At 69.8% G+C, this 13,939-nt stretch carries 12 protein-coding genes; 8 read left to right on the top strand and 4 right to left on the bottom strand.

Annotated elements, in window-relative coordinates; translation table 11 throughout:
* Positions 1-65 precede the first annotated feature (65 nt).
* From ABZO29_RS01890 to ABZO29_RS01875, 4 genes are all read left to right on the top strand, one after another.
* Positions 66-305 carry a hypothetical protein gene (locus ABZO29_RS01890; protein WP_367326419.1) on the top strand — a complete coding sequence of 80 codons (240 nt, stop codon included), beginning with the start codon at positions 66-68 and terminating at the stop codon, positions 303-305.
* 557 nt (positions 306-862) lie between these two features.
* The gene (locus ABZO29_RS01885; RefSeq protein ID WP_367326026.1) at positions 863-1,996 is read left to right on the top strand and encodes an ROK family protein; all 1,134 of its coding nucleotides are present in this window, start codon (positions 863-865) and stop codon (positions 1,994-1,996) included.
* A gap of 360 nt (positions 1,997-2,356) precedes the next feature.
* Positions 2,357-2,710: a hypothetical protein gene (locus ABZO29_RS01880; protein ID WP_367318362.1), complete on the top strand. Its 354-nt coding sequence runs from the start codon at positions 2,357-2,359 to the stop codon at positions 2,708-2,710.
* A 33-nt stretch (positions 2,711-2,743) separates the two neighbouring features.
* The gene (locus tag ABZO29_RS01875) at positions 2,744-3,166 is read left to right on the top strand and encodes an MASE1 domain-containing protein (RefSeq protein WP_367318361.1); all 423 of its coding nucleotides are present in this window, start codon (positions 2,744-2,746) and stop codon (positions 3,164-3,166) included.
* Between the two features lie 49 nt (positions 3,167-3,215).
* Here the strand turns inward: ABZO29_RS01875 and ABZO29_RS01870 are convergent, their stop codons facing one another.
* Positions 3,216-4,109 (bottom strand): glycoside hydrolase family 19 protein, encoded by an 894-nt coding sequence (locus ABZO29_RS01870; protein ID WP_367318360.1) that lies wholly within the window; start codon positions 4,107-4,109, stop codon positions 3,216-3,218.
* 409 nt (positions 4,110-4,518) lie between these two features.
* On the opposite strand from ABZO29_RS01870, the gene ABZO29_RS01865 reads away from it, so the two are divergent.
* Both ABZO29_RS01865 and ABZO29_RS01860 read left to right on the top strand, forming a co-directional pair.
* Positions 4,519-4,728, top strand: coding sequence for a hypothetical protein (locus ABZO29_RS01865; protein ID WP_367318359.1), 210 nt, complete (start codon positions 4,519-4,521; stop codon positions 4,726-4,728).
* Between the two features lie 72 nt (positions 4,729-4,800).
* Positions 4,801-5,235: an AraC family transcriptional regulator gene (locus ABZO29_RS01860; protein ID WP_367318358.1), complete on the top strand. Its 435-nt coding sequence runs from the start codon at positions 4,801-4,803 to the stop codon at positions 5,233-5,235.
* A 339-nt stretch (positions 5,236-5,574) separates the two neighbouring features.
* On the opposite strand, the gene ABZO29_RS01855 is transcribed toward ABZO29_RS01860, so the two are convergent.
* Both ABZO29_RS01855 and ABZO29_RS01850 read right to left on the bottom strand, forming a co-directional pair.
* Entirely contained in the window at positions 5,575-6,351 is a 777-nt protein-coding gene (locus ABZO29_RS01855) for a calcium-binding protein (protein ID WP_367318357.1), read from the bottom strand.
* A gap of 64 nt (positions 6,352-6,415) precedes the next feature.
* Positions 6,416-7,189, bottom strand: coding sequence for a calcium-binding protein (locus tag ABZO29_RS01850; RefSeq protein WP_367318356.1), 774 nt, complete (start codon positions 7,187-7,189; stop codon positions 6,416-6,418).
* Between the two features lie 751 nt (positions 7,190-7,940).
* Between ABZO29_RS01850 and ABZO29_RS01845 the strand changes: the two genes are divergently transcribed.
* Both ABZO29_RS01845 and ABZO29_RS01840 read left to right on the top strand, forming a co-directional pair.
* A complete protein-coding gene (locus ABZO29_RS01845) occupies positions 7,941-11,237 on the top strand; it encodes a carboxyl transferase domain-containing protein (RefSeq protein WP_367318355.1) in 3,297 nt (1,098 codons plus the stop codon).
* 364 nt (positions 11,238-11,601) lie between these two features.
* Complete coding sequence (locus ABZO29_RS01840) at positions 11,602-12,087, top strand: hypothetical protein (RefSeq protein ID WP_367318354.1); 486 nt, start codon at positions 11,602-11,604, stop codon at positions 12,085-12,087.
* Between the two features lie 122 nt (positions 12,088-12,209).
* Here ABZO29_RS01840 and ABZO29_RS01835 read toward each other — a convergent pair whose 3' ends face one another.
* The gene (locus ABZO29_RS01835; RefSeq protein WP_367318353.1) at positions 12,210-13,766 is read right to left on the bottom strand and encodes an alpha-L-arabinofuranosidase B; all 1,557 of its coding nucleotides are present in this window, start codon (positions 13,764-13,766) and stop codon (positions 12,210-12,212) included.
* Between the last annotated feature and the right edge of the window lie 173 nt (positions 13,767-13,939).

Here is a 13,939-nt window from a genome sequence, read left to right as displayed (position 1 = left end):
GGCCAGTGGTAGCCGCGCCGTACCAGGCCGAAGCGGACAGCCTGACAGACCGGTACGGCACCACCTTGGTTGACGAACTCATCAACCCGCTCCCCACGATCTCGCGAGCCACCGCCGGCATCGAGTGCGCAGCCAGACTGCCGTGGCCGCTGCACGCGCCGCCGGACAGGACCGTCGCCTCGCTCCTGGGAGTGAAGATCGTTGCGACCGTGTTGCGCGAGCGGTTCGAAGTGCGCGCCAGGGCGTGCTGGAAGACGAACCGACCACGCGAGCGGATAGAGAACAGCCAGCCAGTCAGTCCGTGAGACAGCCCGTCGCAGTGGCCCAGGTGTCCGGCGGATCACCCAACGTTGTCATCCGAGCCCCGGCCTGTCCCTGGCAATAGAGGCCAGCCCTTCCGGCCGGAGGGGCTGGGCCGGATCATCCCCGCGGGCGCGGGGATGATCCCGACTTCATGATCCTTGGCTACGCCATCACTTCGTGATCCCTATGCCGACGGGCGGGGTCCCCATATCGGCCCGGACCGGGTTATCGGCTCGAAGGACTTGGTCACGTCGGAATGGGTATGTCGCGGTGGCAGGTGGGGCAAGTGCTGGCCCAGTGGGGGGAGCAGTGTCTGCCGCTGGCGTCGACATGATCAGGGTTGATGAGCGGTCGTGGGGGTTGTCACTTGCTTCCGTCAGCAGGCTGGGCGCAAACGGTTGCGGCGTTACAGCACCTGCGCTCGGACCTGCCTGGCCCATGACCACGACTGCAGGCCGTAGCCGATCAGGCCTCTGCGGAGACGGGTACCCGTCTCAGGCATGGCGGTCATGAGACCCACTTTCGCAATGCTGTTGCCGAAGGTCCGGGCGGTGGGATGATGGGGAGTGTGGACAGGGCACGGGCAAGCGGGCCCGGCACGGCGGCCAGGAGAGCGGAGGGCGTGAATCTCCTCGCCCTCCGCAGCCACAACACCGCGCTGGTGCTGGACCTGCTGCGCACTGCCGGCGCCGGGGGCATGAGTCGGCTCGAGATGGCGGAGCGGACCGGCCTCAGCCCGCAGGCCGTCAGCAAGATCACCACGCGGCTGCGGGAGGAGGGGCTCGCTGCGGAAGCGGGCCGCCGTGCCTCCACGGGCGGCAAACCGCAGACCGTGCTGCGGCTGGTGCCGGGGGCCGGGCATGCGGTCGGGATGCATCTGGACCGGGACGAGCTGCGTGCCGCGCTGGTCGATCTTGATGGGAACGTGGTGGAGACGCGGCACGCGCCACTGGATCTCGGAGCGGGGGCCGAGGCGGTCGTCGGCGCCGTGGTGCGGGAGGCCGAGGGGCTGGGGAAGGCTGCCGCCGGGGCGCTGCTCGGGGTCGGGATCACCCTGCCGGGGCCGCTCGACCACATCCACGGGATTCTGTATCGCGTCACCGGGTTTCCCGAGTGGGAGAGTTTTCCGCTGAGGGACGAGCTGGCGCGGCGGCTCGGGGTGCCGGTCGTGGTGGACAAGGACACCAATGCGGCGGCGCTCGGCCTCGCCGTGGGCGGGGAGCGGGGATCCTTCGCCTACCTGCATCTCGGTACGGGGCTGGGGGCGGGGCTGGTGATCGGCGGGAGAGTGCACCGGGGGGCCCGGACCCAGGCGGGGGAGTTCGGTCATCAGGTCATTCAGCTGGGTGGGCCTGTGTGTTCCTGCGGTAATCGCGGGTGCATCGAGGCGTTGTGCCTGGCTGCCATCGAGCGGGGCGATGTGGCCGAGGCGGCTCGGGTGCTGGGGGTGGGTGCCGCGAACCTCGTGAAGTTGCTGGACATGGACCGGGTGCTGCTCGGCGGTCGAACGGTGGAATCCGCGCCGGAGGTGTTCGTGCGCGGGGTCGCCGGTGTGCTGGATGCGCAGGCGGCGCACGAGGGAACCGGGGAAGGGGTCGTACCTGTGGGGATCGCGCCTGGGGGAGCTTGGGGGGTTGCGGAGGGGGCAGCGCAGTTGCTGTTGGCGCCGGTGTTCGGGCGGGCGGACGGGTGAGGCCGTCCGGAGGGTCCGGTGGCCCGCTTCAACGAACTGGCGGCCCCTTCAGACCCGGTGACGCCCCGTCATCCTGAAGCCGATGCGCCCTGGGAAGAGACGGCCGCATCCCGAGCCGCCTCATTCCAGCTCGGCCAGTCGGCGCACCGCCGGGGCGGCAAGGGTCCTCCTTCTTGGCGGCCGCTCCTCTCGCGGCCGCCGCGTTCTCGTCCGTGTGCAGGGGCAGCGGGTCGAAGCGGCGGGCGAAGTCGAGGATCTCCTCCTCGGAAACTTCGGCGCCGCAGGTCGAACGAGGTCCCCGGGCTGAATCTCCTCGGCGTACAGCACGGCACCGACCGCCGTTTTGGCTGGTGGTCGCTCATGAGGGGCTGCACGTCAGTCGAGTTCCGTGACGAAGCGCCCGAGCAGGGGGCTGAAGGCCTCGTCGTCTTGGTCCGGCCACCGGCCGAGCCGTTCCCGCAGTTTGATCAGCAGTATGTCCGCCGTCTCGACGTTGACTCATCACAGTTCTGCGACGCGGTGACTCCGCCCGGGCCGACGCCGACGACGGCCGTTCCGAGCCCGGAGGAGAACAACCGCGTGACCATGCTCGCGGAAAAGGCCGACGGGGTCATCGGCGTCGACACCCACCGCGACACCCTCGCCGCCGCAGCCGTGTCCCTGATTGGAACCACCCTGACCACCACCTCCCCGGCGATCGGGGCAGGGCGGTGACTGGGACCGCTGTCCTTCGCGCGCTGGGGCGAAGTGCTTGCCCTGGTCGTCTGCGCCGCGGTCCTGCTCCCGGTGGCCACGCGGATCTCCCTGAGGTTCCTCTTCCCCATCTACCCGCTGGTGATCTGGGCGGCGCTGCGGTTGCAGCTGGCCGGCAGCACCGTGTGCGCCCTGTTCGCGTCGGTCATGGCGATCACGGCGGCCACCGAGGGGATCGGCCCGTTCGCGCACCACACCCGTGTCTCGGCGCTGATCCTCCTGCGGGCAGTCAACGGCTGTATGTCGCTGACGGCGCTGCTCTCGGCCGTCAGCACGGAACGGCTCAGCACCCGCTGCAGAATCGAGCAGGTCTGCCAGGAGCCGGCCGAGGTCGTGGAACAACTGGCCCCGGGCGAGCCTTTCCACCGATGGCCGCTGCCGGAGCGCGACGAGCACCCCCACGGCAGGGCCGGCTAGGGCAGGAGGGGTGCCCGGGTCGCCCGGGCACCCCCCATTCGCGCCGCCGTCAGCAGTACAGGTTGCCGCCGGGGTTGACCCCGAGGATCTGCGCGAACTGCTGATAGGCGTTCACCCTGCTCTGCACCTGCGCGGGGTTCTTGCCGTCGCACTCCAGGCTGCCGTTGATGCTGCGGATGGTCTGGCCGAAACCTGCGCCGTTGACCATCGCGTTGTGTCCGGTCATGGTGCCGGGACCGGTTTGTGTGTTCCAGTACCACAGACCGGTCTTCCAGGCGACGGCCGAGTCCCGCTCCACGCGGTAGGGGTCGTGGAGCAGGTCGATGCCGAGCGCGTCGCCGGCAGCCTTGTAGTTGAAGTTCCAGCTGAGCTGGATCGGACCGCGGCCGTAGTACGCCGACTGGCCGGCCGGGCAGCCGTAGGACTGGCTCCAGTCGCAGTAGTGCGGGTAATTGGCCGTGTTCTGCTCGACGATGTAGACGAGGCCGCCGGTCTCGTGCGACACGTTCGCCAGGAAGGCCGCGGCCTCCTGCTTCTTCACGGTGTCGCCACCGGTGTTCGCGAATGCCGGGTACGCGCTCAGGGCCGCCGTCAGACCGCCGTAGGTGTAGAAGGAATTCCGGCTCGGGAACATCTGGTTGAACTGCGCCTCGCTGACGACGAAGCCGCTCGGCGACGGGGTCCCGCCGCCCGAGCCGTCACAGGAGCCCTGGTCGGCCCAGACCTGCGAGAAACTGCTCGGGGCCTCGTTCTGGGTCCACCACTTGGCGGTCCAGTTGTGCCCACTGTACGAGACGGTCGTGCCGCCCCAGTATGCCGTGCTCGCGTTCCACGCCGCGGCGCAGCTCGCGGCCGACGCCGGGGCGGCGGGGGCGAGTACGGCCACCGCGATGGCGGTGGCGGCCGAGGCGAGCAGGGCGACGAGGCGTCTCTTTCTCGACATGTACGGACTCCTTCGGAGGAGGCGGGGACACCGACCGCCCGGACATGCGTCAGCGACGACGGGCACGGTCGGGCGGTGTCGAGTGGGGGGCCCGCAAGGGGTTGAGGGCACTTCACCGCAATGGTCTGTACCAGTCAAGGTCTAGACCAAGCCGTTCCCTTCCTCTTGACTGCCGGCCCTCCGGTCGGTACGTACATGTCAACATCGGGGCCCTGGTCCTGGTTCTGGCGCCGCCCGCCGCCGCGGCCTCGCCGACGGTGTCCTTTGCCAAGACGTCGACTTGTGACGCCGGCTACCGGGAATCATTCGCAGTGCTCCGGCCTTCAGCTTCAGGCCGGGGGTGAAGCGAATCCTGTGGTCGCGACGCGGAGCGTCGTGGTGGCGTTCCGGAGGAGCCGGACCCCCGCCGATGCTCGGCCAGAACGACGACGGCCATGTCTACGACCAGGCCGACGCCCGTCAGCTGGTCACCTTCGCCCGGGGCAAGCACCTCGGGGAGCTCGCCTTCTGGGAGGCGACCCGGGACCGCAACGCCTGCACGGGCGCGCGCTATATGTGCACCAACATCCCGCAGTCGCCGTACGAGTTCTCGAAGATCTTCGCGGACTACACGGGCTGACGCCCCAGCACGTCAAGGACGAGACGGTCACACAAGCAGGTCCCAAAAGGGGGTGGCGAGGAACGCGCGCCCGTGCGCGCGTTCCTCGCCCTTCCTACGACCACGTGCGGGACGCGCTCGCAGCCACGGGCCCGTACCGGGCGGCGGGGCGTCCGGCCGGTGATGCCCCATGCCGTCAGCCGCTTCACGACGCCTCCGCGCGCAGCTGCTCGGCGCGGACGTGCGGGACTCAAGGCCGGTAGCGGACGCCGCCCTGCCTGCCTGCTGGAGCGCACGCTGGTCTACGTCCTGCGTGCGTGGCTGGATGAGGAGACCTCGCGCAGCCCCTCCGACGGCTGGTGCGCCGCGTTGACCGATCCGGCGATCGCCGCTGCGCTCAACCACATTCACCGCCATACGGCGCATCCGTGGACGGTGCAGGAACTCGCCCATCGCGTCGGCATGTCAAGGACGGTCTTCGCGAGGCGGTTCACGCACTTGGTGGGACAGGCGCGATGGCGTATGTGACCTGGTGGCGGCTGAGTACCGCGGCTCGGATCCTGCGCGATGGAGACGCTCCCCCGCAGCGGTGGCCCAACACGTCGGGTACACCTCCGAATTCGCCTTCGCCAACGCCTTCAAACGCGCTCTTGGCGTCGCTCCTGGACTTTCCAGGCGGGCACAACACGCGCCGCAACTGGTGCAGTAGGCGCCCCGGCAGTCGTTCGTCACCGGCTGTCATCCTGCCGCCGGACAGCCGGTACGGCTGTCCGGCGACGCCTCCACCCGATCATTTCCCTGGGGGCTCCCGTGCTTCCCCGACCTCACGACAGTGTGCAGCGCAGTACCGAGGAAACGAGTGGTTGATCAGGGGCAGTTGACGGCCGTGTCGCCGGTGTCGCGGTTGCAGGTGTCGAAGCCGAGGCCGCCGTCGAGGCTGTCGTTGGCGATCACGTTGTCCACGGCGTTGAGGGTGTCGTTGCCCTCGCCGCCGATGTGCGTGTCGTTGCCGCGGCCTCCCGTGAGGGTGTCGTTGCCCTGGTCGCCCTCAAGAGTGTCGTTGCCGTCGTCGCCGTTGAGAGTGTCGTTGCCGGCATTGCCGTTGATGGTGTCGTTGCCGGCCAGCCCGGAGATGGTGTCGTTGCCGGGGCCGCCGTTGATGGTGTCGTTGCCGGGCGTCGCCCTCAGGCCAGTGGCAGCGGGGTCGTCGCCGACGAGCCGGTCCGCCCTGGGGCCGCCGTTGAGGCGGTCGTCACCTGCACCGCCGATCACCGTTCCGGCGGCCTCCAGGTTGGGGGAGATGCTGACGCTGTCATCGGCGTCGTTGGCGTTGACCCGTATCGAGGTGACGGGCAGCGGACACTCCGCCGTGTGCGTCCCCGTCGACTGACACGGGGCGACGGCGGACACGGTGTCCCCCGCGTCCGTCACCACGACAACGTTGCCCTGACGCCGGATGGTGATGTCGTTCGCCACGCCCTGGGCAGCCGTGACGCTAAGGGTGTCGCCCACCTCCTGCACGACCGTGGTGGCGGCCAGGCTTCCGCCGGGGGCCGCATCGGGTGCGGCGGAAGCGGCGGTCAGCGGGGCGCAGGTGAGTGCGCCGATCGCCACCACCGTGGTGCAGATGCCTCGTGTTCTCATCGGTGCCCGCCTTTCGTGTTGTCTCGTCGTGTACGGGTACTGGCGTGCTGCTCCCTCACGCTGGTCAGGGGCATCCGCTGACGTTGTCGCCCAAGTCGGCGCGGCAGTCGTCCACGTCAGCGCCGCCTTCGACGTAGTCGTTGCCGCTGACGTTGTCCACGGCGTCGATGGTGTCCCGGCCGTTGCCGCCCTCGGCGTAGTCGTGGCCTGCGCCTGGGACGATCTGCTCGTTGCCGTTGCCGCCGTAGATCACGTCGTTGCCGGCACCGCCGTCCACGATGTCCGAGCCGCCGCGTCCCTCGATGGAGTCATTGCCGGAGCCGCCGAAGATCCTGTCTGCCTCGGCTCCGCCCGTCAGCGTGTCGTTTCCTGCGCCGCCGGAGAGGAAGTCGGATCCCTCGTCGCCTTCGAGGGTGTCGTTGGCGGATCCGCCGTAGAGGTTGTCGTTGCCGGCACCGCCGATGAGGGTGACGCCGAGGGCGGCCAGCGAGGAGGTGACGTTGTCGTCCTGGTCGCCGGCGTTGACCACGAGTTCGGTGGTGTCGGCGGCCCTGCAGGCGACTTCGGTCGTGCTGACGGCGGTGCAGTCGCCGGACGGTGCGACCGTGTCTCCGGTGTCTCTGATTCTGATGCTGCTGCCTGACTGCCAGACGCTGATCGTGTTGCCCCGGCCGACTCCGGCGGTGACCGTGATCGTGGTGCCGGTCTTGTTCACCAGCGTCGTGGCGAGAAGATGTGGTGTCGGTGCGTCGGCCGCGCGGGCCACGCCCGGGAGGCACAGTGTGAAACCGCATACCGTGGCCAGAAGTGCCACGGTGCGATGGTGCGTTCTCTTCATGACCTGCTCCTGAAATAGGGCGTTGAATGTCGATCTCGCAGCTGTGCGCATTGCTTCCGGCCGAAATCGCCGCTGCTTGCTCAAAGGAGCGCTTCCTTTTGCGGTCTGCCGACCGTGACCGGGACCTGATAACTGGCTCCGGCGGAGTACCGAGGAAGGAAAGGGTGTGGCCGCAGGCGCCGAACGCGCGGTGCGGCCCGTCCCGGCGCAACACCCCGATGTCCTTGCTGCATTCAACAGTCCTCAGTGCGGGCAGACTCCTCCCATCCCGCCATGGCCGACGCCTGCTCGACCGGTGATCGGCCCTGGCGCCTGTGGGCACCCAGAGCATGTCGGGATGTGAAGCCGTGCTGAAGCCGAATTAGCGCCATTGCCGAATACAACGGTCTCCGCGCGTGGATCGTCGCCCTGCCGGGAATGGGATCAGGCGGGGGCATGTCCGCCGTTTGATCTGTATCAGCCCCGGAGGTGTCAATTCACGATTCATCCGTACCGCATTCAATTAGTCGCTGGGTAACGTCGATTCGGCCTGTACGGTCGATCAGTGAGACGAAAGCCCCGGCCTGCCCCCGCCGTCTCCGGATCCCTTGTCCCGGCCCGCAAGCTCCCCTACGGTGATGTGGAACATGCCGACCAGTTGGTATGTGGGAGCCGGGTGGAGGCCGTCGTGGCGGACAACGTATGCCGCGCGCATCGCCGTGTCTTCGGCGTCCCCGGCCGCTGCCGATGCTTACGGAAAGGACCGCTGACGATGGGTCTGGCCAAGCTGCTGGTCGCCAACCGCGGCGAGATCGCGGTACGGGTGATCCGCGCCGCCCGCGAGCTGGACCTGGTGACGGTGGCGCTCCACACCCGCGACGAGGCGGACGCGCTGCACGCCCGCATGGCCGACGAGGTCGTGGTGCTCGACGGCGAGGGGCCGGCGGCCTTCCTGGACGCGGCGGCCCTGGTCGGCGCGGCGGTGCGCACGGGCTGCGACGCGGTCCACCCCGGCTATGGACTGCTGGCCGAAAACGCAGACTTCGCGCAGCGGTGCACCGACGCCGCACTCATCTGGATCGGGCCGCGCCCCGAGGTGCTGCGGACGCTCGGTGACAAGACCGCGGCCCGTGAACTCGCCGCGCGGCTGGGCGTGCCGGTGCTGCCGGCGACGTCCGGCGACACCGGCATCGAGGAGGCGCGCGCGTTCATGGCCGGCCTCGGCGAGGGTGCCGCGGTGATGGTCAAGGCGGTCGCCGGCGGCGGCGGGCGCGGCATGCGGGCGGTGTACGAGGCAGGGCAGTTGGAGGAGGCCGTCCGGCGCTGCCGTTCGGAGGCCTCGCACGCCTTCGGCGACGGCGCGGTCTACGTCGAGCAGTTGCTGCGGCGTGCCCGCCATGTCGAGGTGCAGGTGCTCGGCGACGGCACGGGCGCCGTAGTCGGTTACGGCGACCGCGACTGCAGCCTGCAGCGGCACCGGCAGAAGATCGTCGAGATCGCGCCGGCGCCCGGTCTCGACCAGGCGGTGCGAGCCGGACTGCACGATGCGGCGCTGCGCATGGCCCGGGAGGTCGCCTATGCCGGTCTCGGCACGTTCGAGTTCCTCGTGGACAGCGGCGATTTCCTTGCGGATACCGGCAGGGGCTCCCCGGGCTTCTACTTCCTCGAGGCCAACCCGCGCATCCAGGTCGAACACACCGTCACCGAGGAGGTCACCGGAGTTGACCTGGTCAGGGCCCAGCTACGGGTGGCCTCCGGCGACAGTCTCGACCGCATCGGGGCGGGGCAGGCTCCCATTCCCCGCGGCTGCGCGGTACAGGTGCGGGTCAACGCCGAGGCGGTCCACCCCGACGGGACGGTGCTGCCCGGCGCCGGCACGCTGGACGTCTTCTGGCCGCCGGCCGGGCCGGGTGTGCGCGTCGACACCGCCGCGTTCCCCGGCGGTCGGGTCAGCCCGCGCTTCGACTCGCTGCTGGCCAAGCTCGTCGCTCACGACGGTTCCGGCAGCCTGCCCGACACGCTCGCCCGCGCCCGCCGCGCCCTGGCGGAGCTCAGGGTCGAGGGAGTCGCCACCAACGCCGAGGTGGTGCGGCGGCTGCTGGAGGCACCCGAGGTGGTCGCCGGGCGGCTGCACACGGCGCTTTTCGACGAACTCCTGCCCGCACTGGTCCCGCAGGGGACAGACACGGCGACAGACCTGGAGAAGGACGCGGAGAAGGACGCGGGGGTGTCCGACGCCAGCGAGCCGCAGGGCACGCTCACCGTCACCGCGCCCATGACGGCCACCGTCGTCGACGTCGCCGTCGCCGAAGGCGAGCGAGTGAGGGCCGGAAGCACTCTGATGGTCCTGGAGTCCATGAAGATGGAGCACCTGCTCCAGGCGCCGGGCGACGGCGTGGTCGTCGCCGTCCGGGCAGCGCCGGGTGATCTGGCCGAGCACGGTCAGCCGCTGGTGGTGATGGAGGCCACCGGCGCGGCGGACGGGACGCCGCACCCCGAGGCGCGGCCGGACCCGGACGCTCCACGCGCCGATCTGGAAGAGGTTCGGGCACGCAAGCGGTTCGGCGACGACGCCCGCCGCCCCGAGATGGTCACCCGGCGGCACGCCGAGGGGCGGCGCACCGCCCGCGAGAACATCGCCGACCTGTGTGACCCGGGCAGTTTCGTCGAGTACGGCGGCCTGGCGATCGCCGCCCAGCGCAGCCGCCGGTCCATGGACGACCTCATTCGCCGTACCCCCGCCGACGGCCTGGTCGGCGGCGTGGGCACGGTGGGTGCCGACCGGTTCGGGCCCCGGTCCGCGCGCGTGGTGGCGATGTCGTACGACTACAGCGTCATGGCCGGCACCCAGGGCATGATGGGCCACCGCAAGAAGGACCGGCTCTTCGCGTTGGCCGAACAGGCGGACCTGCCCGTCGTTGTGTTCGCCGAAGGCGGCGGCGGCCGGCCGGGCGATGTGGACGGCACGGTGGTCTCCGGCCTGGACTGTATGGCCTTCGCGCTGTTCGCGTCCCTGAGCGGGAAGGTGCCGCTGGTCGGCATCGGCTCGGGGCGCTGCTTCGCCGGCAACGCCGCGCTGCTCGGCTGCTGCGACGTCATCATCGCCACGCCCGAGGCCACCATCGGCATGGGCGGCCCCGCCATGATCGAGGGCGGGGGTCTGGGCAGCTTCGCCCCGGAGGACATCGGGCCGGTCGAGGTCCAGCGGGCGAACGGCGTCATCGACCTCGAGGCCGAGCACGACGCGGACGCCGTCCGGCTGGCGCGCTCGTATCTGTCGTACTTCCAGGGCCCGGTGACGGAGTGGGAGTGCCCCGACCAGCGCCGACTGCGCCACCTCGTTCCCGAGAACCGTCGGCGGGCGTACGACGTGCGTGCGGTCATCGCCACGCTCGCCGACGCGGGCTCCGTCCTGGAGCTGCGGCGGCATTTCGGTCGCGGCGTCATCACCGCTCTGGCCCGGGTGGAGGGCCGCCCGTGCGGCATCCTCGCCAACGACCCGCGGCATCTGGGCGGCGCCATCGACTCCGACGCGGCCGACAAAGCGAGCCGCTTCCTGCAGCTGTGCGACGCGTTCGGGCTGCCGGTGGTCTCCCTGTGCGACACACCCGGGTTCATGGTCGGGCCCGAGGCGGAGAAGACCGCGACCGTGCGGCATGTCAGCCGCATGTTCGTACACGCCTCGGCGCTCACGGTGCCGTTCGGAGTGATCGTGCTGCGCAAGGGCTACGGGCTGGGCGCCCAGGCCATGGCCGGTGGCGGCTTCCGCATCCCCCGGTTCACGGTTGCGTGGCCCACGGGCGAGTTCGGGCCGATGGGCATCGAGGGTGCGGTGCGGCTGGGCTACCGCCGGGAGCTGGCGGCCATCGCGGACGCGGACGAGCGCGAGCGGGAGTTCGCCCGCAGGGTCGCGGCCGCCTACGAGCACGGCAAGGCCCTCAACGTCGCATCGGTCTTCGAGATCGACGACGTCATCGACCCGGCCGAGTCCCGACGCTGGATCAGCACACTGCTGCATGACCCTGAGCCCGGGCGGCGCGGCTCGCGCCGCTGCGTCGACACCTGGTGAAGGCCCGCCGACGCCCGGCGCGCGGCCCGTTCGTCGGAGACATGGGCGGAGTTGCCGGATGCGGTCCCTCGCCATCACCACAACGGCGGTTGGGAATCCGGTCACCACGGGATGGCCCTTGCGGGACTTGGCCCTTGGACGCTCGCCAGGATGCTCATGGGCGCCGTCGCACAGGCTGGGGGACCATCGGTGATCGTGACGGCGACCAGCGCCTGGCTTACCTGGCCGACGGCTACTACGTCTGGGCCTCCACCGGTCTCCGCCGAACTGGGCCGCTCCGCACACAACCCGAACGTGGTCAACATCCGCCTCATGGCGCCCCGCACGCTGATCCGTCAAGGCCCAGCAGGCGCAGGAGTCGCTGGTGCTCGACACCGGATGGCTCGGCGTCGGCCACGTGGACGAGTTCGTGCAGTTCCTGCCCGCCGACACCCCGCGGCTGGAAGATCGGCATCGCCGACCCGGAGGGCGCGCTCGCCCTGCTGCGCCAGGCGCAGCGCGACGGGCACGGCCAAACGAAGGTGTTCGCCATCCCCCGCTCCTACGCCTGAGGCCGCATCCGCACGATCGACCAGGCCCTGTCCGACCGGCTGTTACTCCGCGGCGAGGCCGAGGAACAGCCGGCGCGACGGGAGGGGGGTGCGTTCGTCTGGTGCCTCCGAGGCGTATGGAAAGCCGGGGATGTGGTCGCATCGAAAGACCATCTTGGTCGATATGTCGAACTTCGTTGGTGGAGCTATCGGGCGCTGGAAGAGTGAATTCGCGGCGCAAATGGTCCTGTTCGGCATTTGTCATGAGTCGCTCTCGGCTGGCAGAACAAGCATCCACGTCCGAACGGCGCCACAGCTGAAGGCCGGGGCGCCGCACGGAAAGGACTTCGCAGGATCGGTCGCCGACCGTCTGCGCACGACCGTGGGCGGCTCCCGAACCCGTGAGTGGCCGGCTGGAGGCACCCACGGGTTCGGTCCCTCGTCAGCTCCAGGGAGATGCGGTGAGCCAACTGGTGTCCGGGGCCCACGCCGTCGCGGAGTCCCAGGCGTTGGTGCCGCCATTGCTGGCTATGTAGGCCGTGTAGTTGTAGTGGCGGATGTACTTCGTCGGGAAGTTGACGGACTGGAAGGAGGTGCCGACGCCGCTGTTGCCCGTGGTGGGGCAGAAGGTGGCGTCCTTCGCGAATGCGCTGCCGCCGTCGTCGAAGTTCAGGTTGAGCTGGTAGTTGAAGTGGCGAAGGAACTGGCCGGGGTTGTTGGCGGACTCGAAGGACAGGCAGGAGGTGTTGGCCAGGCCGGCGCGGACGATCCAGGTGGCGTCGGCCTTGTCGGTGGCCGAACTGGCGGAGTTGATGCTGGAGATGACGACCTTGGTGTCGGCGTCGTTGTGGCGGAGGTAGTGCGAGGTGCAGCAGGGCGAGGTGGTGGCCTTCAGGGAGATCCGGGAGCCGGGGGTCAGTGAGCCGGTGCTGGTGGAGCCGCTGTCGTAGCCGGCGGCGGTGATGTTGGCCTGTACGGCGTCCTCGGTGGCGTCCGAGGGGTAGCCCTGGGTCATGACGCCTTCGTAGAAGGTGCCTTGGGCCCACTTGCTGTTGTCACCGCCGATACCGAGGATGATCGCGCCTTCCTTGTGCATCGGGTTGTAGCCGGAGACGGTGGGGCGTACGCCGTTGTAGAAGGTGGACAGGCTGCCCGACTGGGCGTTGCCGCCGCGGAGGGCCCACTGGTTCGGGCCGCCCTTGAGCATGGCGGTCAGGAACCGGTGGTTGACGGTCGGGTCGCCCGCGTTGAATCCGCGGTTGACCCCGGAGAACAGGCCGTTCTCCAGGTCGGCCATGACCCAGGGGCCGTTGCCGCTGCCCCAGCCCCAGCCCTTGTTGTTGCCGAAGTAGAGGGCCTCCATGTGGCCGTTGCCGGTGTCCAGGTTGTTGGTCTCGGCGTTGCCGTAGTCGAAGCAGCAGCCGCCGTTGAAGTGCTTGCCGTTGAAGATCGCGTACATGCCCTCGGGCTGGTCGCCGGTGGCGATGCCGTTGGTGTTGTTGTTCCGGTAGCCGGTGCCGGGGGCGACGTAGACGCCGTAGGCCTTGTGTCCGCCGACGGTGACGGGCGCCTCGAATGCGTTGGCGAGGTTGTCCGGCCCGCCAGCCGCTCCGCCCCCGGGTGCCTGGGTGAGGTTGTTGCCCTTGGGGGACTGGTCGTAGATGACGGTGATGATGCAGCTGGTGCCGGCGCAGAAGGAATCCTGCGCGGCGGCGTCGGCGTATCCGCCGGCGCTCAGCAGGCCGATGTCCTTGGTCGCGTTGTCGGAGGCGCGCCTGACCTGGTACAGCGGGCCGTTGTACGCTCCGTACAGGGCGCGGGTGGTGCTGTGCGCCGCAACGCAGGGGGTGCCGCCGGCGGCGTAGATGTCGCACGGCCCCTGGGTGGCGGCCTGCGAGGTGGTGGCCGTGGCGGTGAGCAGGCCGGCGGCGAGCGCGGCGGTGGCACCCGCCGCGAGCAGCGCGCGTCTGACGCTGCGTGACCACGATGGCTTGATCATGAAGAACTCCTTCACCAGGTGTGGTGTGATGTGAGCGTCGACGAACCCCCGGTGCCCGGCTGTGCGGACGGCGCGGGTTGCGTTGACACCTCCGTGCCGGTGCGGCTTCGGCCGTTTTCGGCACCGGATTCGGGGCGGGGTGCTTGTCAGCTCCGAGGGGCGGCGGCGAGCCG

The sequence above is a fragment of the Streptomyces sp. HUAS ZL42 genome (assembly GCF_040782645.1).
Lineage (GTDB): Bacteria > Actinomycetota > Actinomycetes > Streptomycetales > Streptomycetaceae > Streptomyces.
Note: the sequence above shows the minus strand (reverse complement) of the source record. Positions and strands in the feature narration are given on the sequence as shown.